Origin of the sequence: Lewinella sp. W8 (assembly GCF_004375085.3) — a bacterium.
Taxonomy (GTDB): domain Bacteria; phylum Bacteroidota; class Bacteroidia; order Chitinophagales; family Saprospiraceae; genus Neolewinella.
The window spans coordinates 95,169-119,184 of record NZ_SNAQ03000021.1 but is presented as its reverse complement, the minus strand read 5'-3'; the positions used below and the strand labels follow the sequence as shown (position 1 = coordinate 119,184).

Annotated in this window: 16 protein-coding genes; 3 read left to right on the top strand and 13 right to left on the bottom strand. The window is 56.4% G+C overall.

Annotation, left to right across the window (positions count from 1 at the left end):
* Positions 1-212: 212 nt before the first annotated feature.
* Positions 213-959 carry a LytTR family DNA-binding domain-containing protein gene (locus E1J53_RS20265; RefSeq protein WP_134274291.1) on the top strand — a complete coding sequence of 249 codons (747 nt, stop codon included), beginning with the start codon at positions 213-215 and terminating at the stop codon, positions 957-959.
* Between the two features lie 88 nt (positions 960-1,047).
* Here the strand turns inward: E1J53_RS20265 and E1J53_RS20260 are convergent, their stop codons facing one another.
* From E1J53_RS20260 to E1J53_RS20245, 4 genes are all read right to left on the bottom strand, one after another.
* Complete coding sequence (locus E1J53_RS20260) at positions 1,048-2,736, bottom strand: hypothetical protein (protein WP_134274292.1); 1,689 nt, start codon at positions 2,734-2,736, stop codon at positions 1,048-1,050.
* Positions 2,737-2,818: 82 nt separating this feature from the next.
* On the bottom strand, positions 2,819-6,163 hold the full coding sequence (locus E1J53_RS20255) for a hypothetical protein (protein WP_134274293.1): 3,345 nt from the start codon (positions 6,161-6,163) through the stop codon (positions 2,819-2,821).
* A 376-nt stretch (positions 6,164-6,539) separates the two neighbouring features.
* Positions 6,540-7,265 (bottom strand): LytTR family DNA-binding domain-containing protein, encoded by a 726-nt coding sequence (locus E1J53_RS20250; RefSeq protein WP_134274294.1) that lies wholly within the window; start codon positions 7,263-7,265, stop codon positions 6,540-6,542.
* A 142-nt stretch (positions 7,266-7,407) separates the two neighbouring features.
* Positions 7,408-8,127, bottom strand: coding sequence for an FISUMP domain-containing protein (locus E1J53_RS20245; RefSeq protein ID WP_134274295.1), 720 nt, complete (start codon positions 8,125-8,127; stop codon positions 7,408-7,410).
* 176 nt (positions 8,128-8,303) lie between these two features.
* Between E1J53_RS20245 and E1J53_RS24740 the strand changes: the two genes are divergently transcribed.
* The gene (locus tag E1J53_RS24740) at positions 8,304-10,115 is read left to right on the top strand and encodes a sensor histidine kinase (protein WP_173021575.1); all 1,812 of its coding nucleotides are present in this window, start codon (positions 8,304-8,306) and stop codon (positions 10,113-10,115) included.
* A gap of 6 nt (positions 10,116-10,121) precedes the next feature.
* On the opposite strand, the gene E1J53_RS20235 is transcribed toward E1J53_RS24740, so the two are convergent.
* Together E1J53_RS20235 and E1J53_RS20230 are read right to left on the bottom strand one after the other, a co-directional pair.
* Entirely contained in the window at positions 10,122-11,960 is a 1,839-nt protein-coding gene (locus E1J53_RS20235; RefSeq protein WP_134274297.1) for a family 16 glycosylhydrolase, read from the bottom strand.
* A gap of 184 nt (positions 11,961-12,144) precedes the next feature.
* The gene (locus tag E1J53_RS20230; protein ID WP_134274298.1) at positions 12,145-15,372 is read right to left on the bottom strand and encodes a T9SS type A sorting domain-containing protein; all 3,228 of its coding nucleotides are present in this window, start codon (positions 15,370-15,372) and stop codon (positions 12,145-12,147) included.
* 114 nt (positions 15,373-15,486) lie between these two features.
* Here E1J53_RS20230 and E1J53_RS20225 point away from each other — a divergent pair, with 114 nt between their 5' ends.
* Complete coding sequence (locus tag E1J53_RS20225; protein ID WP_134274299.1) at positions 15,487-16,896, top strand: hypothetical protein; 1,410 nt, start codon at positions 15,487-15,489, stop codon at positions 16,894-16,896.
* A gap of 120 nt (positions 16,897-17,016) precedes the next feature.
* Here E1J53_RS20225 and E1J53_RS20220 read toward each other — a convergent pair whose 3' ends face one another.
* From E1J53_RS20220 to atpB, 7 genes are all read right to left on the bottom strand, one after another.
* Complete coding sequence (locus E1J53_RS20220) at positions 17,017-18,240, bottom strand: hypothetical protein (RefSeq protein WP_134274300.1); 1,224 nt, start codon at positions 18,238-18,240, stop codon at positions 17,017-17,019.
* Positions 18,241-18,461: 221 nt separating this feature from the next.
* On the bottom strand, positions 18,462-19,367 hold the full coding sequence (gene atpG, locus E1J53_RS20215) for an ATP synthase F1 subunit gamma (protein ID WP_134274301.1): 906 nt from the start codon (positions 19,365-19,367) through the stop codon (positions 18,462-18,464).
* 87 nt (positions 19,368-19,454) lie between these two features.
* On the bottom strand, positions 19,455-21,038 hold the full coding sequence (atpA, locus tag E1J53_RS20210; RefSeq protein WP_134274302.1) for a F0F1 ATP synthase subunit alpha: 1,584 nt from the start codon (positions 21,036-21,038) through the stop codon (positions 19,455-19,457).
* Between the two features lie 76 nt (positions 21,039-21,114).
* Entirely contained in the window at positions 21,115-21,696 is a 582-nt protein-coding gene (gene atpH / locus E1J53_RS20205) for an ATP synthase F1 subunit delta (RefSeq protein WP_134274303.1), read from the bottom strand.
* Between the two features lie 8 nt (positions 21,697-21,704).
* The gene (gene atpF, locus E1J53_RS20200) at positions 21,705-22,214 is read right to left on the bottom strand and encodes a F0F1 ATP synthase subunit B (protein WP_134274304.1); all 510 of its coding nucleotides are present in this window, start codon (positions 22,212-22,214) and stop codon (positions 21,705-21,707) included.
* A gap of 90 nt (positions 22,215-22,304) precedes the next feature.
* On the bottom strand, positions 22,305-22,511 hold the full coding sequence (gene atpE / locus E1J53_RS20195; RefSeq protein WP_134274305.1) for an ATP synthase F0 subunit C: 207 nt from the start codon (positions 22,509-22,511) through the stop codon (positions 22,305-22,307).
* 92 nt (positions 22,512-22,603) lie between these two features.
* A complete protein-coding gene (gene atpB / locus E1J53_RS20190; RefSeq protein WP_134274306.1) occupies positions 22,604-23,986 on the bottom strand; it encodes a F0F1 ATP synthase subunit A in 1,383 nt (460 codons plus the stop codon).
* Positions 23,987-24,016 lie beyond the last annotated feature (30 nt).

Below are 24,016 nucleotides of genomic sequence, written 5' to 3'. Positions count from 1 at the left end.
TTGGGGGGAGAATATCCGGTCACGGGGGGACCAGTTGACTTAAAAAGCGGGTAAAGAATGGTCCCTTCGCTACCGCAAAATGTTCTGAACGTCAGGTAAAGGGGGGATTTTTTACCGGATAAGTGTTCTCAAGCGGTTATCTTCCCAGTCTTTAAGCTATCGTTGCCAGCCGTGGGTATATCCTCCGAGCTGGTGCTGGGACCTGAAGTTTTATGAAAGAACAAGTTCGTGTATTGGTCGTCGAGGATGAATTCATCACGCTAGACGCGCTGCGTGATGCCCTGGAAGATATGGGGTACGGGATCTCGGGAGATGCCATGCGGGCGAAAGACGCCCTGTTGGTACTGGAACGGGGAGACACCGACATTGCCATTCTGGACATTCACCTCCGACACAGTGAATCCGGCATTTGGCTGGCCGAGCAAATAAACGAGCGATTCGGCATCCCCTTCATTTTCCTGACCGCCTTTACGGACAAGAAGACCATCGCCGAAGCCGGGGCGACCAGCCCGGCCGCCTACCTGGTCAAACCCTTTAATCAGCAGGATCTTTACGCCGCCATCGAATTGGCCCTGGTCACCTTCGCCGACCGCAACAGTAACCGGCAGGAGAACGGAGATTCTTCGGGTAATCAACTCCTGATCAACGACAGCATCTTCGTCAAGGACGGACTCAGCTACAAAAAAATTCCCCTTAAAGACATCCTGTTCGTAGAGGCCTTCAAAAATTACCTGGAACTGGTTACGGACGCCGGACGTTTCGTGGTGCGGTCTACCCTAAAGGACTTTTTGGCGACCCTTCCGGAAACGGAATTTCTGCAAACGCATCGCTCCTACATTGTCAACGCCAGGGCCATCAAAGAAATCGGAGGCAATTATCTGCTGGTACACGATACCGAAGTGCCGATCAGTCGGCAGTTAAAGGCAGACATTCTCCGCAAACTGCAGCTTTACTCCTGACGAATGCCCGAAGACGGACAATAAAGGAGAATACCAAAAATAATGAGGGATGGACCGTCTCCATTCAATCCCTCATCCTGTCCTTCGACTATTCCATCAGCACCATCCGCTTGACGAGCATACGGCCGTTGCTGCTCCGCAGTCCGTAGGCGATGATGCCGGCCGGGAGGTTCGCCGCATCGACCCGGAGGGTATTCTCTCCGGCCAGCTGACGGCCCAGTCGCTGCTGCCGCAGCAGTTGGCCCCTAGCACCAAAAAGGACAAGTTCCAGCTCCGTCGCTTCAACCAGGGTATAGGCCACCGTGAAGCTCCCCCGGGCGGGGTTCGGGTAGGCGATCATCTCGGCCACCGCCGCCCGGGGCGTGCGGGTGGAGACGACGGTGGAGTCGGCCTCAATGGTAAGTCGACCCGCCACCGCGAACTGATCTAGTGCCAGGTATTCTCCCTTGGCGTTGTTCTGAATGGCCCGACCGCCGAAAACGCGGTCAACGTCCGTCATCGTGCCCCTGATCCCAAACAGCCGATTACGGGAGAGCAGGGCAAAGGAATACAGCGTATCCTGCAAAACGTTGAAGCCCGTATCCAGCTGGATAATGATACTGTCTCCCGCAGGAACATCAATCTCCTGCGTATAAGCGGGTGCCGTGGGAAAGGGGCCCCGCTGAAGCTTAAGCGTGGCGGAAAAGGGCAGGTCGTCCCGGCTAAACAAGAGAATTTCCGTTAATCGTCCCGTGGTGCACGCCACGAACTGCTGGCCGGTTTCGCTTCGGTCGTTGATCAGCAGCCCGATCTCACGGTTTTTTTGCTCTAGCCGACAGCCGTCCAGGCCTGGCAGCACCGTAATCACGTCCTCGGCGCTGGCAAAACACCCAGAGACGGGATCTTTAAAGGTATAGGTCACGGTGGTTTCACCCAGCTCCAGACCGGTAGGATCGAAGGTGTAGGTCTCGCCATTACCGTCGTCCGTTATCCCGGGGCCGGAGTAGATTCCGCCGACGGGCAAGCCCCCGCCAAGCCCCGTCCGGGGACCTAGGTCCACCGGAACTTCCACTTCACCCGCTTCAAAAGTGACTTCGGGTAGGGGGATTTCAAAAACCCTCGCGGCGCTCGTGTCCATACATCCGTTGGCGTCCGTGGTCGTGACGAAGTAGGTTCCGACGGGAAGCATAAAGAGGGTGTCGGCGGTGGCTCCGGTACTCCATTGGTAACTGTAGGGTGGCGTCCCGCCGGCACTCCTCACGATTACCGTGCTGTTTGCCGTCCCCCGACAGGTAGCATCCGCGATGGTCGTGACCGCCAGGGCCGCAGGCTCGGTGAGGGTAAAACTGCTTTCCGCCTGGACTCCGTCAGCGTCGGTGACGGTGACGGAGTAGGTCCCGGCCGTTAATCCGGTGTTCGTCGGCTGATCAACCCCATCGCTCCAGAGAAAAGTGTAGGGGCCCCGTCCGTGCAGGACATCGGCGATGAGGGTTCCCGTACTATCCCCCGCGCAGAGAATCGACTGTGTTTCGCTAATGGTAACTTGCAAAGAATCCGACCAGGGGATGACCGGTGTGCGGGGAAGGAGAGCCCTGGGATTGTCGCACTCCGCCAGTCGACTACCGGGCATTAACCGCGGGAAGCGAAGCATGGAGGCCTCCACCTTAGTGTCCCTTTGGCTGAAGGGTAATTGATTTTCTCCGACACCTGGCTCAGTGGTTGCGGAAATTGTTTGCAAAGTAAAAAAACAGGCCAGGCCCAGCAGGCCGTGGGGAAGTAACTGGGTAGGTGGTCGCATGGGGGTAAATTACGCCAAAAAATGAGGGATTGAACGTCTCCATTCAATCCCCCATTCCTTCCATCAGTCATTCCTTAATTCGCTATTCCATCAGCACCATCCGCTTGACGAGCATGCGGCCGTTGCTGCCCCGCAGTCCGTAGGCAATAATGCCAGCCGGCAGGTTCGCCGCGTCGACCCGGAGGGTGTTCTCTCCGGCCAGCTGGCGGCCCAACCGCTGCTGCCGCAGCAGGCGCCCCTGGGCGTCAAAGAGGATGAGTTCCAGCTCCGTAGCTTCGGCCAGGGTGTAAGCTACCGTGAAGCTCCCGCGGGCGGGGTTCGGGTAGGCGATCATCTCTGCCACCGCCGCCCGGGGCGTGCGGGTGGAGACAACGGTGGAGTCGGTTACAATGGTCACCTCAGCGGTCAATACTCCTGGTTGTGAGTTAATAGAGCCATCGTCAAATTGCAAGAAAGCAAACTCCCCGAAGGGGGAAGGATCATCGGTAATTGCCCCTTGGATCGAAGCAACCTGGCTCAAAGGTATAAGGGTGAAGGAATACAAGGAATCTTCCAGCACGGCGAATGCCGTGTCCAACACTACCGTAAAGGGACCGGTTTCCGTTAAAGTTACGGTCTGGTCGTATCCATCTGGCCCGGTCCCCGCCCCTTTATCAACGGCAAGCACAAAGTCCTGACCAGCTCCAGCAACCAGATTCAGCGAAATCTCAGTTACTCGACCAGTCGTACAAGCAATAAATCGTTGTCCACCAGCATCAGTCAATGTAATTACAAAGTCGTCACTGTATTCCGGTTGCTCCAACCGACACCCATCAAAGGCTTCCGTCACCGTAATCACGTCCGTAGCACTGCCCGCGCAACCGTTGACGTCGGTGAAGGTATAGGTGACCGTCGTTTCGCCCAGCTCCAGGCCGGTGGGGTCGAAGGTGTAGGTCATGCCGTTGCCGTCGTCCGTGACGCCGGGGCCGGAGTAGGCGCCGCCGAAGGGCAGGCCACCGCCAAGACCGGTTTGGGCGCCCGCGTTGGCTTCCACCTGTAGCATTCCGGTGTTCATCGTCACCGTGGGCAGCGCGAAGACTTCCAGCGTGGACGTAGCCGTGATGCCCGGTACGGTGTAGCTAACGGTTTGCACGCCCGCCCCCGCAGCGGCGGGATCAAAGCTGAACGTCATGCCGTTACCGTCATCCGTGACGCCGGGACCGGCGTAAGTCCCCCCCGTAGGCATACCGCCCCCCAGGCCGGTTTGGACCCCGGCATCCGCACAGACGCCCGCAAAGGCACCGAGGGAAACGACTACTGGGGGGCGTTCGATGACGATGGTGGTGGTTAGAAAAACAGGTTGCGGAGTCACTGCGCCCCCATTTTGCAGAAAAGAACGATTCGGGCCAAGAGGGCTTGAATTTAACCCCGTGTTTGTGGCTCTAAAACGGGAAATGGTGGTCCCCCCATCAGTCGGCCGAAGGCTGAAAGAGTACAGAGAATCTTCTAAGACATAAAACGGGTCGGTAATCTCAATGGTATATACCCCTAATCCCGGGAAGGTGACTTCTTGAGAAAAGGTTGCATCCAGCGTATTATCACCTGCCTTCAAGGACAATCGGAAATTTCTGGCGGGACCTTCAAATAGTTCAAGCGTAATTTGGGTGACGCGACCGGAATCACAAGCAATAAAGGGCTGTCCCATATCAGCAGTTTCATTAATATTGAATCTACCTCCTGTCCTCGTCTCCTCCAGCGTACAACCATCCAAACCATCCACCACCGTAATCACGTCCGTGGCGCTGCCCGCGCAGCCGTTGCCGTCGGTGAAGGTGTAGGTGACCGTCGTTTCGCCCAGCTCCAGGCCGGTGGGGTCGAAGGTGTAGGTCATGCCGTTGCCGTCGTCCGTGACGCCGGGGCCGGAGTAGGTGCCGCCCACGGGCATGCCGCCGCCGAGGCCGGTTTGGGCGCCCGCGTCACCGGCAACTTCTAAGCCACCCGTAGTGAAGGATACGGTCAGTGGGGCCGGCTCGGTGATCGTAGCGCTGGACGTGGCCTCACAGCCATTGGCGTCCGTTACCGTTACCGAATAGGTGCCCGCCATTACTCCGGTAATGGCAGCAGTGGTGGCGCCATTACTCCAGCGGTAGCTGTAGGAGATTGTTCCTCCGGCGGCGGACGCGGAAGCCCCGCCATCAGCAAATCCGTTGCAGGTGACATTGGAGTCCACCACGGTGGTGGCCATCAGGAGCATCGGCTCAGTGATCGTAGCGCTGGACGTGGCCTCACAGCCATTGGCGTCCGTTACCGTTACCGAATAGGTGCCCGCTCCAACTCCAGTAATGGCAGCCGTGGTGGCACCATTATTCCAGAGATAACTGTAGGGCATCGTTCCTCCCGAGCCAGCTGCGGTGGCCCCTCCGTCAAAGACGCCATTACAGGTTACGTTGGAATCAACCACTGTAAGCGCCGTTAATAAGGTAGGTTCGGTGAGGGTGAAACTCCCTTCCCCCGTGGCGCCGTTGGCGTCAGTGACGGTGACGGAGTAGGGGCCGGCCGACAGACCGGGGTTCACCCGTTCGGTAAAACCATTACTCCATTGGTAGGTGAAGGGCTCCGTACCGTTGGCGATCTGGGGCACCAGGGATCCTTCACTCCCCCCGTTGCAAAGTATCGGGGTATTTTCGAACACCGTCACCTGCAGGGGATCGGGCGCCGAGCAACTAAAGGCTGGCGAACAGGGATCGGTCGACTGCAGCATGTCGTCGCTACCCAACCAATTGTCGGGGTTGAGCAGGTTCATGCTCAAGATCATCGGGTCCGCCTGGGTGACGGAGCAGTTGTACTTGATGTTATCAAATTCAGCCCCTTCGTTGGTGCGCATGACCATCGCCGATTGGCCGACGACCAGTCCGGGAGGTAAGGGACCGGAACCCGTGGCGGTTACGCCAAAATCCACGCCCGTATTGGCCAGGGCGGTGATGAAGCAGGTATTGCAGGGCAGGTTGATGTTGTCCCCGTCGTACATGATGAGGGTTTCACCGGCAGAAGTCAGCTGAAATTCATCCGCTTCTTCCTGAATGATCCGGATACCGGGCGTATCGGTCCCGAAGGTATATACCGCGTTTTCGGGATCCTGGTCGGTCACGATCACTTCGGTACCGCAGGTGAAGGCCTCGACGAAGGTAATGCGCAGCGTGCCCTCGCTATCCGCGGTAAAACCGTTGGCGGGGTCCCATTCGTTATCGGTGACGAAAACTTCCGTGCCCGCTTCCACGTCGGTCAGCAAGACGAAACCGAAGGCATCGTCGTTATTGCCGTCCATGTTGACGAGGGTGAAGAGGATGTCTCCCGGATTGAGGTCCGTCTGCGCGGAAAGCGTAGCCGAAAAGCCGGTGAGGAAAATTCCCAGTAAGGTGGGAAATAAGAATTTGTAAAGTGATTGCATAACTATGAGTTCAGTGCGGTGCCCCGACGGTAAAATTTCCGTACGGGCTTAGAATGAAATTGAAATTAGGTAAAACCATCCGCCAAAATCCAGCAATGTTCTGAACGGTCCTGAATATGTTCTGAATGGTAAATCATGATGAGGCTGAAGGATGTAGGATCAAGGATTCAGGCGAGTTCCCGGGAAATGACCCTGCCGTACTGATGATCCTTGCACCTGCACGCCGTTGCATTTTCTTAAAAATCAGCGATCCCGACGAGCATCGCGGAACTCGGGACCGTTGCCCCGTAAAATTTATTGATCCCAATGGATGATTCTTACGGTCATGGCGGCAGATGATTTGCCCGCACCCCGTTGGCCAGTAGTCGGACATTGCTCAGCTTTTCTTCCGCTGAACCTCCGCCACCCGCCGAAGGACCTCGCGTTTGCGTTGCCGGCTGACGGGAATCCGGACCTTCCCCATCTCCAGTTCCTGTCCGTCGAAACTGACCACGTGATTCAGGTTGGCGGCATAACTACGGTGGGTCTGGACAATCTCCGGTCGGCCCAGTTGTTGTAGGAAATCCGTCAGGGTGCTCCGCTCGACAAACTGACGTCCGTCCCGAAGGTAGGTGTTCACGTACACGTGCTCAATCTGCAGGTAGAGGATGTCGTCGGGACGAACAAAATGATTTACCCCCTGATCCTTTAAAATGATCATGCCCGGCGGGGAATCGCTCTGCTGTTGACGGTATAACGCCACTTCAAGGGTGGACATCAGGGAATTTACCTGGATCGGCTTATTCAAATACCCCGCGGGGAGTGTCTGCTTGGCTTCTTCCAGATACCGGCGATCCAGCTGCGCGGTCAGGAACACAAAGGGAGGACAGGAGGGCAACGTGCGCAGGTAGCGGGCGAAGTCCAGGCCAGTATATTCACCACTCAAACGGATATCGATCAGGATGATGTCCGGAGCAGATTTGTGGTAAAGGTCCACGGCCTGCAGGTAAGAAATGGCGTTCCCTACCACCCGGTAACCACGGTGCTCAAGTTGTCGCTCCAGCAGGGAACTGATGAGTAGCTCATCCTCAACGATGAGCACTTTTGGGTTTCGTGTTTGCATGTCCGTTACGTCAAGAATAGTCTGAAATCACCTACAATATATTCTGCGTCACGTTGGGGTGTACAGAAATTGTTCTAAACGGCACGGATATGTGCTGAATGGTAAATTTTTGTGCTGAATGGTGATTTCCGTCCGGTTCGGATTACTTTACGCACCGCAGATAGGCTCCCATTCTGGCGTCCTGACCCTTCATTTTGTATTCCCCGTTGATTCTTAGTTCCGCGCTGTAGGCTTCCACTTCTCGCTTGGTGGGTGCGTAATCACTGGTCCACCAGAATACGAACTCATTGCCCAGTACCGATCCATAATCATCGATGCGCCCGGCCGGAACTGCCTCAAAACCCGTATCCCCGCCGGGAAGCATCCGCTTTCCGGCAATGATGCTCCCCCCGAGGGTTTCTATGAGGACATCCCAGTCCTTTTTACTCGGAACCCGGAAACCCTCCGGACAAAGCTCACACTGCATCACCGCCGCGTGATTGTAGATCAATCCCCATCCGGTGGTGGAGTCCCCGTTGTAGTAAGCATATCGTGGGTTGGTGACGTACAACTTCACCCCCGGTCCCCGCTCCAGGCCATCCACAAATTCCAGTGGCTGGCCGTCGGCACATTCCGCAGGAGCATAATGCAAATCCTCGGCCATCCAGGTCTGTTCCCCGATGGTGACGGTGCGGTAGGGCCTTCCGGAGGCATCCCGGACGATTCCGGTGGAAAAGGCTGTGGCCACCCCCTCCAGTACTCGGTTCGTTCGGTGCTGTGTTGCTTCCTCGTCGGCCATGTTGGCGATGAACTCGTAGGAATAGAGCATCCAGATGATCATCGCGATCACCAGGACACATAGCGTAGAAACAAAATACTTCATCCGATAGCCAACATTTTGGGAAGTTTTGATCCTAATGGTGATCGAGTATCTTTGTTCATAGTACCTTTTGGCAGCTAACGCTCCTACCTCGAACACGACCAATGCCCTCCTTCGGAAAAAAATCTAAAAAGGTCAGGCTCCCTGAATTACTCAGTAAATTTAGTAATCTCCTCCCGGTGGTGGTTCTCCTCGCCCTCCTTTTTTTGTGCCCTGAATTACTTCCGGGGCAGTCTTCCGAAAACTTCTCAAAATCCGAGCTCCTGGCAAAAACCGAGGGCCTGCTTTCCCGCTACGCCTACGACAGCGTTTCCTTCTTTCTACTTCCCCTAGTGGCCGAAATGGATACCCTCGGGGTCGATCCGGACCCCGTTGACCTGAAGCTTCAGTATACCCTAGCGGCCAGCTGGGTTAGGCAGGATAAGCGAGAAAAAGCCATCACCCTGCTGCTGCCCCTGTGGCGAAAAGGTAATAACTCAGGTAATTGGGGGGTCGCGGTGGATGCCGCGCTGTTGCTTAGCCAGCTTTACCAGGATTTACATCAACCCGAAGAATCCCGACAGTGGGTAGCACGAGCAAGCAACCTCATCCAGCAATGGCAGCTGGACGATCGGTCCGCCGCCGCCGCCATTCGGTTCGGGACCTGGCACAGTCAGTTCGGCTACAACGACTCCGTCCGGTATTTTGCCGATCAGGCACTCCGTTTCCTGGACAAGCATGATCCCTCCATTGCATTAGCCTGTGCCTATACCCTATCCGGTAGTGCTCTGGAAGAAAGCGATTACCGCAGCAGCGTGCGGGAGCACGCCAGGGCCATTCCCATCCTGCGTCAACTGAAGGATTACGTCACCCTCAGCGACCGTCTACACGGAATCACCCTGATTCACTACCGGGCCGGCAACATCCAGAAATCTCTGGACTACAATGATTCCACCATCGTGGCCTGCTACGAGGCCATCAAAGCCGATCGGCCGGAGACCAATACACTCTCCGGAGCCTACCTGATCCGGGGACGTGCCTACCGGAGACTCAACCAACTGGACTCCGCCCTCTACTACATGCGCCGGGGCTATTCCGAGGAAATTCGGTACCTGACCAACCAAGAAAGGGAGAAGATCCTCGAGGCCGCTGAGCAGTTTAAAAATGAAGAGCAGATGGCCCGCATCCGCGAACAGGATCGCATGCTACGCTTTCAGAAATTTCGCCTCACGGGGGTACTGATTTTTACCGGCCTGATCATTCTCCTCTCCGTGGTGATGATCTACTTCTATTCCCGGCTCAATCGATCGCATGACGTCAATCTTAAACAGGCCAGGCAACTCAGCGAGGCCAATCAACGACTCAAGGACAGCCTGGAACGACAAACGATGTTGCAATCCGAAATCCACCACCGGGTTAAAAACAATTTACAGGTCATCATCAGCTTGCTGGAATTGCAGAAGCTGGAGATGAGCGACCGGGTGGCGGCCGCCAACCTGGAGGCCATGTCGGGCCGGATTTTCAGCATGGCCGCCCTGCACGACCTGCTCTACCTCAAGGACGGCGAAGAGGTCATCGACATTCATCTGTATACCCTGAAATTATGCGACTACCTCTCTTCCATGACAAAGGGTACCGCCCCCGAATTCCAGCTCGACATTCCTTCCATCCTCTTTAATCTCGAAACGCTGATGCCCATCGGCATCATCCTGAACGAGCTCCTCACCAACAGCCTGAAATACGCCAATCGCCCGGGGCATCTGCTCCGCATTTCCATCCAACTTCAGGAGGAGGGCGAGGCGATGTACCGCCTACGGTATCAGGATAATGGCCCCGGCTTCCCGGAGGGTACGATTCCGCACCGTGAAGGCGGATTGGGAAAATATCTGCTGGAAAAAATGACGCAGCAGCTAAGGGGGACACTGGAAAGTTCCAACGATAATGGCGCCACCTTTTCCATTGTGTTTTACGAAAAGGTAACGGCTAAAATCCGCCGGGAAACCTCAAACTAAGTCCCCCTACTCTATCCGGATGAGCCGCCTGGTGGCACTTCTTCCCCGATTATCCCGCAGGCGCACGAAATACACGCCACCGGGCAGGTGGCCAACGCCTAGGTCCATCGTCCGTTCGCCCGCCGCCACCTGGATTCCGGAGCGGTGCACCACCACCCTGCCCCGTGAATCCAGGATGTCCAGATCAAGCCTGACGGAACGTTCCGGCGCGATGCGTATCGCCCCTTCTCCCCGAACCGGATTGGGCATAATCACGGCCGGAAAATCTAAGGCAGCGGGCTCGCGTACCGAGACGATTTGCCGTTCGTAGGCGTCAAAATTGTCGTAGTAAAATACGTTCGAAGAGGTACTGTTGGGTTGGAAGAGCAACACGAATTTATTGATCCCGAAGCCCGACACGCCTCCATCCGGACGGTCCAGGGGCTCGAACTCCAGTCGGTGCCACTCCCCCTGTGCTTCGGTGTAGGCCCGGTAGCGGCTGTGCCGGCCCGTGGGGTAATTATCCCCCGTTGCCGTACTGTTTTCCATCTGTAATAATATCTCCGTCCCCACCGGAGCCTCCTCCGTATAGACGTCAATGAATATCCGGCGCTCACCCAGGTAGAATTCGTCTGCATCCCCCAGACTGTTGACGTTGTAGACGATAAAGTCAAATTGGCTGTTGGCGTTCCGGGTGTAGCGGCCCACGAGTTGGGAACCGTTCAGCGCATTGGGGGCCGGGTTGTCCACCTCCCGCAGCGTTCCGGAAGCCGTGCCGAAGGTCGCCAGCGGACTGTCGTCAAAGTTTTCGAAGCTGGCTACCCGACTGAAGGCAGAGACGGTTACGTCCATGCCCACCGCGTAGTCGCCGCAATCCGCCGATACGGTGGCGGCAACCCTTCCCCCGGCGTTCCCCCAATCCACGGTAATCTGATCGGTTCCCTGTCCCGAGGTGATCGTGGCACTTGCGGGGACCGCCCAGTTAATACTCGCTCCGTCCGGAACGTTCCCCAGCACGTACCGCACCGTGGTCGCACCGCCCGAAACGATGTTCTCTCCACTGATGTAGGTTTTTCCACGGTCGTAGACCCGCACGTAGTCAACTTCCATCGTGGTCGGAAAGCTAGACGCCGTAACGGCTCCCCCCAGGGTGCCGCCGACCGCCACGTTCAGCAGGAAGTGAAAATCCTGATCGAAGGGCCAGCGGGCCGGACTGACGTCCGACGGAACTTTGGTACTGTAAAGGATATCGTCCACAAACCACTTGATCTCGTCTTCCCGCCACTCGATGGCAAAGGTGTGAAAATCATCGTACCAGTTCCCTTCTCCAATCTCGAGTTCGTTGCCCTGGAAAGAGTTGTTGGGGAATGGGAGCCCGTAGTGGATGGTGCCAAAAACCTCCCGGGGATCGTTGGCCACAAACTCCATGATGTCAATCTCTCCACTCGTGGGCCACCCACCGTAGACGTAGTCGGTCGGCAGCATCCAGAAGGCCGGCCAGGTACCTCCCGCCTCGGGCAGCTTGATCCGGGCCTCGTAGTATCCGTAGCGAAAATCGTTCTTGTCTTCCGTCGTGATGCGGCCGGAAGTGTAGGTGCTGTTGGCCACGCTTTCCCGCCGCGCGGTGATCTTCAGCGTCCCGTCACTCACCGATACGTTCTGTTGCTGGTACCACTGCACTTCATTGTTACCCCATCCGCAAATGCCCCGGTCGCACCCATCGCCGACCTGATAATTCCAGTCGAGGGTATTCAGTGAGGTCCCGTCAAATTCATCGGACCAGACCAGGCTGGGGCCACACTGGGACTTCAGGTGAAGGGAAAAAATGCCACAGAGGGCCATAAATAGCAGGGGGGCACGTAACATGATCGGGGTGAATTTCCGGTCAAGATAGCCATTTAGGCAGACTCCGCGAGGAGTATGAATTCACGCGGAGCAACTAGGGTGCGTCCCCGACAAAATTTCCGCTTTTCGGGCAACGGAGTGCAGGTGCCGTGTAGATGGCGGGGAGCCAGCTGGGTTCGAAACAATCAGAAAATGATTGGCTTTCCTAGTCTCCCCGGATAAAAATCCTGGACACCCAAATCCCGCCCTCCGTCCGGATCATCACCGTATACCAGGCCGGTGGCAGTCCGGAAACCGGCACGAAGAGTCCCTCCCCGCTTAGGAGTTCCGTTGATGGGGGCCTAATGCTCCGGACCAAGCGACCGGATAAATCTCGCAGGCTGATGGACGCAACGCGCTCGGCCACGCGCGGTCGCAAAATAAAGTAGTTGCCCGCCGGATTGGGAAACACCGACCAAGATGCTTCGGCGGGCTTTTCTGCCACGGAGGTGCCCGGATCAACCATTACCGCGTAGAGGACCACGCTGTCGCAGCCCACCGCCGTTTTCAGGGAGTCCACAATCTCCACGTCCGTCAGGATAAGTTGTCCGAGTAGGCTATCACCTTCTGCGACCAGGGTATCAATCTGCGTGCGATAAGCCGGAAGGACCGGGGCGAGGGTCAGCGTGATGGAGTCGTATCCCGGCAGGGATACGGTATCGCGTTGCCGGAGCAATCCCGACAGATCCTCCGCATTAAGGGAACAAACGGCGGGAGCTTCAGTAAAGGAGTATCGTTCAGGGTTGCGAACCCGGACGGTCGCGGGAATCGCCTCCCGGTACGGCCGCCCCCCGAAGCTAATTTCCCCCACGTTCATGATTTCCGTTCCGGGCGGGATTCCTTCCGCGAGCGCCACCCGATAGGACCAGCTGATCTTTTCTCCCGGCGCCAGGTCCAGCGCCCGGAAGCTCAGGCTTAGCTCTCCCTGCGGAGATACCCGGTAATCGTAGGGTTCCGTCGCCGTCACCTCCCGCAAACTACTGAGGCGCAATCCTTCCGCCAACGGGTTACGGAAACGCAGGTAGCGAATGGGACCGTCCGTACGATTCTCGAAACGCCACTGGTACTGCAGTACCGTTCCGGTGTCAATCAGGTGACGCTCACCGATGCCCGTCGGGCTCACGAATGCGGAAAAAGCATCGTTGTTTCCGCGGCGCTTTTGGGCTTCGTCCGCATCCTCGTCTGACCACAACCCGCCGGCGTTCAGCGCTGCATTTTGCCGGCAACTGATATCGATAAAGGGATCACCGTCATCCTGTGGGTACTGACCGAAGATACCCGTTTGAAAGTCCTCCGGCCTTGCTGCTCCGCAGCCCTCCACCACTACACTTGGCTGACTGTTTCCGGGGTGATCCGGGTCCTGCTCCGCCGTGAGCCGGTAGGTGCCGCCGCTTGCGGGAATGGGAATCTCCAGGAATTGGCCACTTTCCAGTTCAAATTCTCCCCCGAAGTGCAATACCACGTCTTCCGTAATGACGTACTGCCGGGGAGCCGCCATATCCCCGATTCCGACATTTTCGATCCGAAAAAAGACCGTATCCGCTTCGCAGCGGCCGCTGACCAGCAGGGAACTGCCGTCCCAGTTAATCCCGGGAGGGGTACACAAACTGTCCGGAAATATCGTCGCTTCGGTGCAGTGGGCCTGGCCCACTACCGCAGTCTCGCAGTCTACAACTCCCGAAATGCGAATGTCTCCCGCTTGCCCCACCGACTGTTCTCCCAGCTCAAACCAGAGTGTATCCCCCTGCCGTTGATCCCAGCCCGGAACGCTGCTGAGGGGCTCCACCAGGGGGTCCATGATGACGCGAACGGTAGCGGAGGCCGCCGGAGCCGTCCCCTGGTTCCGGTAATCTATTTTAGTGGTGTAGGGTTCACAACGGGGCAGGAAATAGGGCGTACTGACCGCGACGGTCATCATCGGACAGTCATACGTGACGCTTGCCCCCAGCACCACCTCCAGGGTATCGGACACCCCGGAAAAGCTCACCGGTTCGGCCTCGCAAACTTGCCAGTAGGCATTTGGGGCAATCGGTTCAATTTGATACCTCCCGGTATCTACCCGGAGAGCGAAGCGGCCCTCCGGCCCGGAGAAGGCATAAAGTGTGTCCGGTTGTCCGTCGAGCGGCAACAATCTGATCCACCAGTTTGGTAATCCGGTACTATCGGCTACCGGAACGCAGTTGGGATCGCTGGCCAGGATTTGTCCCCGCAAATGGTGCGGAAAGGTCGTTCCGTCGGCCGCTGCCCTCACGAAGAATCCTTTACCGTCGGCACTGGCCATCATCCCCAGCGCGTAAAATTCCTCGCCGGGCAGTACGCCCAACTCGGTGGGGGTTACGTCAATTTCCGGCAAGCCATAGAGCTGGCTCCATTCCTCGTTGAACGAGGGATCAAATCTGCGCTGATAGAGAAATCTGGTCGGTAAGCCCAGCGCAAAGCCCAGGCCTTCCTCGAGTAGCAACAGGCTTCCGTCGGGGAGTTCCTCGGCCGTTTGGGGCCGGGTGGGCCCCACCGGGGTATTGATGTCCGCCCGTTGCCGACGTTCCAACCGCTCCAGGTCGTACTCCCGAAGGAAGAGGGTCTGGGTACTCCCGCGATACCCCGCTACGAAGTTGCCGTTGGCGCGGCGAAGCAAAAAGGGATCACGGAAGTATACGGCCGGAAAGGTATCCAGCGGGCGGACGATAGCTTCTTCGTCAACCCGTGCCACCAGGACGGGTAATCGTTGGACGGTTTCTCCATCAAAGTCCGGGTCCGATTTCATAAGGATGGCATGACCACCGTTGGGAAGAGGATAAGCGTCCAGGATTCCGCAGAATTCTCCTTCCCGGAAGACGATAGAGGCCACTACGTTCCGGTTTCCGTCCAGTTTATAGTAGTGAATGCGTTGGGCCACACCTACGAAGGTCGTTACGCCCTGGTCCCGTACCGACACGTACACGTGTAGGGTGTCGTTACTTCCTCGTCGGATGACGAGGTCGGGCGTGATCTCTTCCAGCGTGGGACGCAGATCATCCAGTTCCGTTACGCGGTCGTCCAGGATTTCTCCATCCATGCTGACGCGCCATTCCCGAATCTGTACCCGATCCCGGATGCTGCTTACCGCCTGCCCCGCCACCCAGAAAGAATTGTCCAGGGTATCGAAGCCGCCCAGTGGTCCGGATACGCCCAAGGGCGTCCGCCAGAGAATTTCTCCCTCCGGATCGATGCGTCCGGCCACGGAGGTGGTCATATATACGACCGATCCGTCCGGCAATCCCGTACTGTGGAATGCCGCCGTGGGGCCACTCTGCCGGAGCGGCAGAATTCTTTCCAGGCCCTGGGCCTCGAGCCGCCCTCCCGTACCGGACAGCAGGATGAGAATTAACGTTAGCCGGGTAATGCAGTCGTACATGATCTTAACGTATTGGACCACCAAGATAGAAGCCCCACTCTGCCCCAGAAAACACTTGATAAAACGTAAATTGCAAACCATTTCGCCTACCCTACTCCCTATCAGCAAGTTATCATGCCGAACAACACAAAAAACAGTACCTCAGACCACCCCTTTACCCGGGTTTACCGCCGGATGAAGGCCCGTGACCGGCAAAAATTTATTCGGTGGCTCGAAGCTGGTGCCTTTACCCTCCGTAAAAACCTGGGACCAAAAGTGCAGTATCTGGAGAACGGATTATCCGACCGGGCCCCACGCAGTACCCCCCGCGGGAAATCCCCGACCGCTCTTGAGCTTACCTATCTCCGTAGGGAGCTGGACCGCTTTCTGGCCGTGAATCAGTTCCTAGAAAATCCCTTGCAGGTCAAACTCCATACCGCCCGGGCCTATCAGAAGTACAAAATGGAACCACAGGCGACCAAAATGCTGACCGCTCGCCCGCCTTCCACGCCCCCCGCAAGCATCCGCGGCAACCTGGACAGCTTTCTGCTCCAGCACGAGCTGGTCTACGGCGGATACGAACTCTCTGATTCCGGAGAAACCTTGCTTACCACTGACCTTCCCGTGGCGCTGGACCGACTCTACCTCACTGAGAAGTTACGCTCAGCCTGCCACCTTACGGCCCTGAGGAACCTGCGGGATAAATCCGCCAACACTACCCTGCTCGCGGAGGTTCTGGCACTGGCCCAGTCTTCTCCCTGGAAAGAAGACTTCCTGATCCAACTCTACGCTACGGCCTATCGCATCCTATCCGAGCCGAATGAGCAAGATCGGCTCCGGCTTCGGGAATTACTAATGGGGCGGGCGGAAGTCCTCGCGGATACTTCCTTTCGGGATGTCTTCATGGTCCTCCTAAACGACGGTATCCGGCAAATGAATACTGGCCATCCGGAATATCAACGCTACTGCTTTGATCTCTTCAACTTTGGCCTACAGCAAGGGATTCTCTTCGCCGGAAAGCACCTTACGGCGCAGACCTTCTCTAACATCAGCCTGACGGCCCTTAAACTCCGGGAGTTCGAGTGGCTGTCGGCCTTCTTCGAGGAGTACGGTCCCCGGTTAAACGGAAAGGACCAAAAGACCATCTTACCCTACTGCCAGGCAAGCTATTGCTACGAAATGGGAGACCTGGAAAGAGCGGGAGATTTGCTCGTCGGCTTCGATTATTCCCGCAGCAGTACGACCATGCAGCTCCAGGCACGAATTACCCTCGCAAAGGTATACTTTGATCAGGATGCCCGGGTGCTGCTGGAAAGCCACCTACACAGCATCACGGTATTCCTCAGTCGTCATCAGCAACTGGGTTACCACCGGCAGATTTGCCTGGATTTCGTTCGCCTGTGCAAGAAATTGCTGCTACTTCCGGAACGGCCTGCGCCTAAGAAAGTCGCCAGCTTGCGGGAGGAAATCCGACAAATTCCGGTGGCCAGTTTTCGGGATTGGTTAGAGGAGCGCCTCCCCGGCCAAGTGCGGGTTCACGAATGAACCGAAGCACGAAATGATTGGAAGTAGCCCACTACCCTTCCCGATCACTTCGCGCTTCGGATCAACCCGGCACCTGCGCTCTTGCGCCCCAATGCTTCGTCAATTCCTGGTTATAAAATGCTACGGCTTGATAAACCGAGCCACGGTTCCCGTCGCCAATTCGCGGAGGAAATAATGTCCGGAACGTAAGTTTTGGACCGGGAGAGCGGCCCGGAAGTCCCCCGCGGCAAAACGCCCCTCGAGGACCATTCGGCCGGTTCCATCCAGGATTTGGTAGGCGGTGCCCACCTGCGGTTCGCCAAGCTCCACCCATAGCGTATTACTCACCAGCGTTGGAAATACCCGGATGACCGGTGCATTCGACTGGTTTAATCGACCACTCCGAATTTCCGGACGATCTTCATTGTCATCGGGCTGTTCCTCTTCTTCCTCCGGACAATCTTCCGAGGGATAGACGAAAAATTTAAACTGATGATTCGTCAGCGAAGGTCCACAGGTAATGTTATCGGTACTCTTGATCAGCACCTGAACGTCCTGCCCGTCACAATCGATTTCTTCGTCCATTTCGATCCAGACGAAGCGTTGCTGCCCAGGTGGAATGGGTTCCGCAAAAACCACACTTTGGCTCGGATGGGTGTTGTTGAGGCTGGCCGGTCCGTAGACGTAGATTCCATCGATGATCAGGTCTTCGTTACCAAAATTCTGGATGTCCAATTGCACCCGTCGATTGATTGACGGGGGAAAGGCCGGAACCTCCAGCCCCTGGGTGGCGGGGATTACGGTCCACTCCTGAAGCCCAATTTCGGAAGGGAATACGGCGCTTACGCTAAGTTGGGCCCCATCACCACTTTCCGTGATCTGATCAATCCTTTGCAGGCACACCGGAGCGTTCGCGGCGGAGCTTTCGATCACCAATCCATTGGTGAATACTCCGGGGCAAATGGGCTTAAAGAACACGCGGACATCCAGGGACTCCCCTTCCGTCAACACGCCATCGAAGCCGTTGGGAAACCCGAGGAAATGAAAATCCGTGGTTTGCAAATACACATCGTGGATCGTTAGTTCAAGCGGTTCCTCGTTGTTGGGGTTTTCGTACTCGGGGTAGATACGGAAGAGTGCCGAGTAGCTCCCTCCCACGGGAACCTGATTATTAAAATTCACCCCCTGTCCGCACGGAATGGGAATTTCGATGCCGCTGCCTTCGATGACGTAGTACACGGCGATATTTCCCTGGACAAAATTGACCTGGCTGTCCTGGCCGTTGTGATCAATAACCTGGGCGTCTATGGGTTGAAGAAAGAACACCAGGCTGAGGGTTAGTAAAAGCGAGAAAAGGGTTTTCATAATTCGTGATTGGATGGTTGAAGTTCACCGGATAGCTTGCCGGTAATGCTGAAGCAAAAGTGCTCTGCGAACCGGTGGGCAGCAATCACCAAAATTTCAAAAATTGCAAAACTAATTCCACAAAAGACTAACAACCAACCAATTAAAAAGCCCCGCCTTCCGAAAGGAAAGCGGGGCTCTAATCCACTAAAAGTCTCAAATAGTGGCCAGCGAGGGGTAGCTTAGCCGGCCTCGAGCGCGGCGGCACCACTAACGATCTCGAGGATTTCGGTCGTAATGGCTTCCTGACGCGCTTTGTTGTAGCTGATTTTCAGTTCCTTCAGCAGTTCCTGGGCGTTTTCCGTGGCCTTGTCCATGGCCGTCATCCGCGCACCGTGCTCGGAAGCGTGGGTATCCAGGAGGAAAGACTGAAATTTGGTCTGCAGGATACTCGGCACGAGGTAATCCAACAGGGCTTCTTTACTGGGCTCGAAGATGTAGTCGGCCCGTAGTCCGGAGCTGCTCTTCTCACCACTCTCTTCCTTATCCTCTACGGGCAGGAACTGTTCACAGGTAGCAAACTGCACCGCCGCGTTTTTGAAGCGGGCGTAGGCCACGAAAACCCGGTCGTAACGACCGGACTCAAACCGGTTCATGATCAACTGGGGAACCTGTTTGGTGTGGTCGAAGCTCAGGTCGGAGAACAGATCTACGTAATCGAGATTCACGCGAATGTTCTCTTTCTTGGCGTAGTGCTTACGGAAGTAGTCTCCCCCTTTCTTACCGATACAGACAATGTCCAGCACGCCGGATAGCCCGACCAGTTGCTGTTCCTTGATGGTAGCTTCGGCGGCCTTGATGACGTTGGTGTTAAACGCACCCGCCAGGCCACGACTGGAGGTTACCACGACCACACAGGCTCCGTTTACCGGACGCACCTTGTTGAAGCTGGTGTTGGCATCTCCCTCCAGGTTGGTCAGGATGTTGGTCAACATTTCGTCGAGCTTCTCGGCGTAGGGGCGCAGGTCGGTAATGGCTTGCTGGGCCCGGCGGAGCTTGGCCGCGGACACCATTTTCATCGCACTGGTGATTTGCTGGGTATTCTTTACCGAGCGAATCCGTTCACGTACTTCTTTTAAGTTAGCCATAGTAAGGGAGGAAAAGGATTAAGGAGACAACGGGAGGAGAAGATGGCCGCCGGTGGGCGAGGTGCCCACCGGGCGGCCGTTCATCCTTTAGCTAAACTGAGGAACGAGCTGTGCGGCCAGTTCTTCCAGCTTTTGCTGGTCTTCCTTCTCGTATTTCTTGTTGCGGAAATTCTCAAGTACCTCGGGGAGCTGACGGTCCAGCTCGGCCAGGAACAAGGCTTCGAATTCCTTGATCTTGTTGACCGGCACGTCCTTCATCAGGTTCTTCGTACCGAGGTAAATGATGGCTACCTGCTTCTCAACGGGTACCGGGCTGTACTGGGGCTGCTTCAGGATTTCTACGTTGCGCTTACCCTTCTCGAGGATGTTCATCGTAGAAGCATCGAGGTCAGAACCGAATTTGGCGAAGGCCTCCAGTTCGCGGTAGGAAGCCTGGTCGAGCTTCAGCGTACCGGATACTTTCTTCATCGGCTTGATCTGAGCCGAACCACCTACCCGGCTAACGGAGATACCTACGTTAATGGCCGGACGAATACCGTTGTTGAACAGCGTGGATTCCAGGAAGATCTGACCATCGGTGATGGAGATTACATTCGTAGGAATGTAGGCAGAAACGTCACCGGCCTGGGTTTCGATGATGGGCAGGGCCGTCAGGGAGCCACCACCCTTCACGATGCCCGCCTTCTTGAGGCTTTCGGGCAGGTCGTTCATGTCCTGAGCGATCTTATCGTCATCGATGACCTTAGCGGCACGCTCCAGCAGGCGGCTGTGGAGGTAGAATACGTCACCGGGGTAAGCTTCACGACCGGGAGGACGACGAAGCAGCAGGGATACTTCACGGTAAGCCACGGCCTGCTTGGACAGATCATCGTAAATGATCAGGGCCGGACGGCCCGTGTCGCGGAAGTACTCACCGATGGCGGCACCAGCGAAGGGTGCGTAGAACTGCAGCGGTGCGGGATCAGAAGCAGATGCAGAAACGATGACGGAGTAATCCAGGGCACCGTTGTCTTCGAGCGTCTTGGCTACCTGAGCAACCGTAGAGGACTTCTGTCCACAGGCTACGTAGATACAGTATACGGGCTCGCCGCGATCGTAAAATTCTTTTTGGTTCAGGATGGTGTCAATGGCGATGGCCGACTTACCCGTCTGGCGGTCACCAATGATCAGTTCCCGCTGGCCACGACCGATGGGGATCATGGCGTCGATGGCCTTGATACCCGTCTGCAGGGGCTCACTTACCGGCTGACGGAAGATTACACCGGGAGCCTTGCGCTCCAGGGGCATTTCGTAGGTAGTTCCGGTGATGTCACCCTTACCGTCGATGGGCTCCCCGAGGGGGTTAACCACACGGCCTACGAACCCTTCTCCGACGTTGATCGAAGCGATCCGTCCGGTGCGGGAAACGCGGCTACCTTCCTGGATGCCGGTGGAAGTACCCATGAGTACTACACCAACGTTGTCTTCCTCGAGGTTCAGAACGATTGCTTCCGTGCCGTTGTCGAACTGCACGAGTTCACCGGCCTGCGCGTTGTTCAGTCCGTATACGCGGGCAATACCGTCACCTACCTGGAGTACGGTACCGTATTCCTCCAGTTCGGTGGCCGTATCAAAGCCACTCAGCTGCTGCTTGAGGATTGCGCTGATTTCATCAGGTTTTACGTCAGCCATTGGATATTTTGCTTAAAACTTAAGTGGATATGTTTCGTCGTGCCGGGGTCCTTCCGGCTACCGTCCGCGGACGGATTTAGGCAGGCTGATCGCCAACCCGGTTTTGGTAAAGATTTGGACGCTGCAGTTCTTTCTTCATCTGCTTGAGCTTGTGCGCCACACTGGCGTCGTAGACGTTGCCGTCAAACTCAAGGATGAAGCCGCCCATGATCGAAGGATCAATGGCGGTGTGCAGGTCAATGTTCTTCTCGGTTTTTCCGCCGGCGATCAGCTGTTGCTTGACGCTGTTCAGTACCTCCTCGGTCAGGGGAGCGGCACTGGTCAGTTTCACCGTGGAAATGTGGTTGATCACCTTGTACTGGGCGATGAACTCCTTCAGGATGCCCACCAGGTCCTTTTCCCGACCCTTTTCGACCAGGATGCGGACGAAAGCCTTCGTCAGTTCGTCGGCTTCGGCCTTTTCCAACAAGGTAGCCAGAATGGCCTTTTTCTTGGAGGGGTTGACCACCGGACTGCTCAGCAGAAGGGCGAACTCCCGATTTTCCGCCATGGCCAGCAGGGAGTCTACGTCGGACTTGATCCCGTCGAGCTGCTTGCGCTCCTGGGCCAGTTCGATGAGTGACTTTGCGTACCGTGCGGCTACTCTGTGATTAGTCATGGGTGTGCTTAGTTAAGGTTGTTCACCAGTTCCTTGACGTAGGCGGTCTGGTTGGCGTCGCTTTTGAGTTCCTTCTGCAGGACCTTCTCGGCGATCTCAATGGCCATCGTACCAACTTCCTTCTTCAGGTCTACCATGGCGGACTTACGCATGTTCTCGATGTCACGCTTGGCGTCGGCGGCAACTTTCTGAGCGGCAGCTTTGGCTTCGTTTTTGGCCTCTTCCACCATTTGCTTGGCCTGCTTTTCGGCCTCACTCACAATGCGGGTACGCTCTTCGCGGGCTTCGGCCAGCAGCTGCTGGTTGTCCGCCTTCAGCTGGGCCATTTCGGCCTGTACGCGCTTGGCTTCGTCAATGGAGTCCTGGATTTCCTCGTTACGCTTACGCAGAGCCGTCTGAATGGGCTTGAACGCAGAGCGGCCAACGAAGAAGTAGACCAACAGAAAGATGATCGTGGTCCAGACCAACAAACCCGGATCGGGCTTGATTACGTCAAAAGCAAGGGGGAGTAAATACATGAGGTATAAATTCTTGTCGCTTAAAATTGGCACCGGTGCCGCCGCCAATCGCGGTTCGGCCACCGGTGCCGTTCGGTTTGGTTTGCTGGCTTAAAGACCGGCGTTCGTAGCGATCAGACCGACAACGATGGCGAAGAGGGCAGCACCCTCTACCAGTGCGGCAGTAATGATCATGGCGGTACGAATGTCACCGGCGGCTTCCGGCTGGCGGGCGATACCTTCGGTAGACTTAGCACCGATCATACCTACACCAATACCGGCACCAAGTGCCGCAATACCTGCTCCAATAGCTCCCATAATTATGGAAATTTAAGCGATGAAAAATTCAAGTTAGTGGGCGAACGGGCCGTCCGGAAAATCGGGCCGACCGTTCAATATCTTTAAGTTGACTACCCGTTGGTAGCAACGCTGGGTTGATCAATGGGCTGATGCTGAACGGCAGCAGCGTAGCCGTGCGTCTCCTCGGCGTGATGATCGTCGTGGCCGTGGTCGTGTTCTTCCACCGCCGCGCCAATGTAGCTGGCTGCCAGGATGGAGAAGATGAAGGCCTGCAGGAAGGCCACCAGCAACTCGATGAGGTTCATGAAGGCGGTAAACAGTCCGCCAACCAGTACCCCAACGGCCGCGCCGCCAACGTTCTGACCACTTTCGCCGAAGACGAAGATCAGTCCGATCAGACTCAGAATGATGATGTGCCCGGCCGAGATGTTCGCAAAAAGACGAATCATCAGGGAGAAGGGCTTGATGAACAGACCGAGGATTTCTACCGGGGTAAGGATGATGAGAACAAACTTGGGTACGCCGGGCATCGCGAAGATGTGGCCCCAGTAGTGGCGGTTGCCGTTCAGGTTCGTAACGATGAACACGATCACCGCCAGCACGAGCGTCACGGCAATGTTCCCCGTTACGTTGGCGCTACCGGGGAAGAAGGGAATCAGGCCCAGCAGGTTACAGAACAGAATGAAGAAGAACAGACACATAATGAAGGGCTGGAAGCGCGCGTAGTGCTTCTCACCGATCATCGGCTTGGATACTTCTTCCTGGACGAAAACGAAGAGCGGCTCCATCAGCGACTGCAGGCCGGAGGGAGCCTTGCCTTCGTTCTTCTGGTAGCGGTTCTTGACGCTCGTCCAGACGACGATCAGCAGGATCATGGCCAGGATCATGGTGGCCACGTTCTTCGTGATGCTGAAATCGTAGAAGCTGGTAATGCCACCGCCAACGAGTCCCCCGTCGAGGGTAGAGGGCGGGTCCAGCAGGTATTCTTTTCCTTCGTAGGTGATGTAGGCGACTTCTTTTTCTTTGCCGTCAACCTCCATCATCTTGTGGTGCACCAGGTGGTGCGCGTCGTGGGCGGCTTCTTCTTCGTGACCAGCTTCTTCGGCGTGCTCATCGCCAGCGTGATCGTCTCCATGATCGTCGTGGCCGCCGTGGTCACCACCGGCCAGGGCCACGTGGCCCATGGGGAAGGAGGCGTCAGCGATGCGGTTTACGCGGCCGTGATTGAGCACGTAACCGTCAACGGCCTCGGTGCCGTGGTGGAACATATTGCTCATGCCAAACGTCCAGCCGTGACCGGGTGCGTAGAGGATAACGGGCAGGGGAATAGAAAAATCCCCCACAATATGAAATTCGTTGGCGTCGGCAATGTGGTGCATGGCGGTACCGACGAGGTCGTATTCCTCGCCTTCCTCACCGCCACCAGCTGCTGACAACTGGCCTAGAAACAGCCCAAAAACCAGCAAAAACAGGATCCGCAGAGACAATTTCATAAAGTCTGAATTTTGGGCCGTACCCAATTG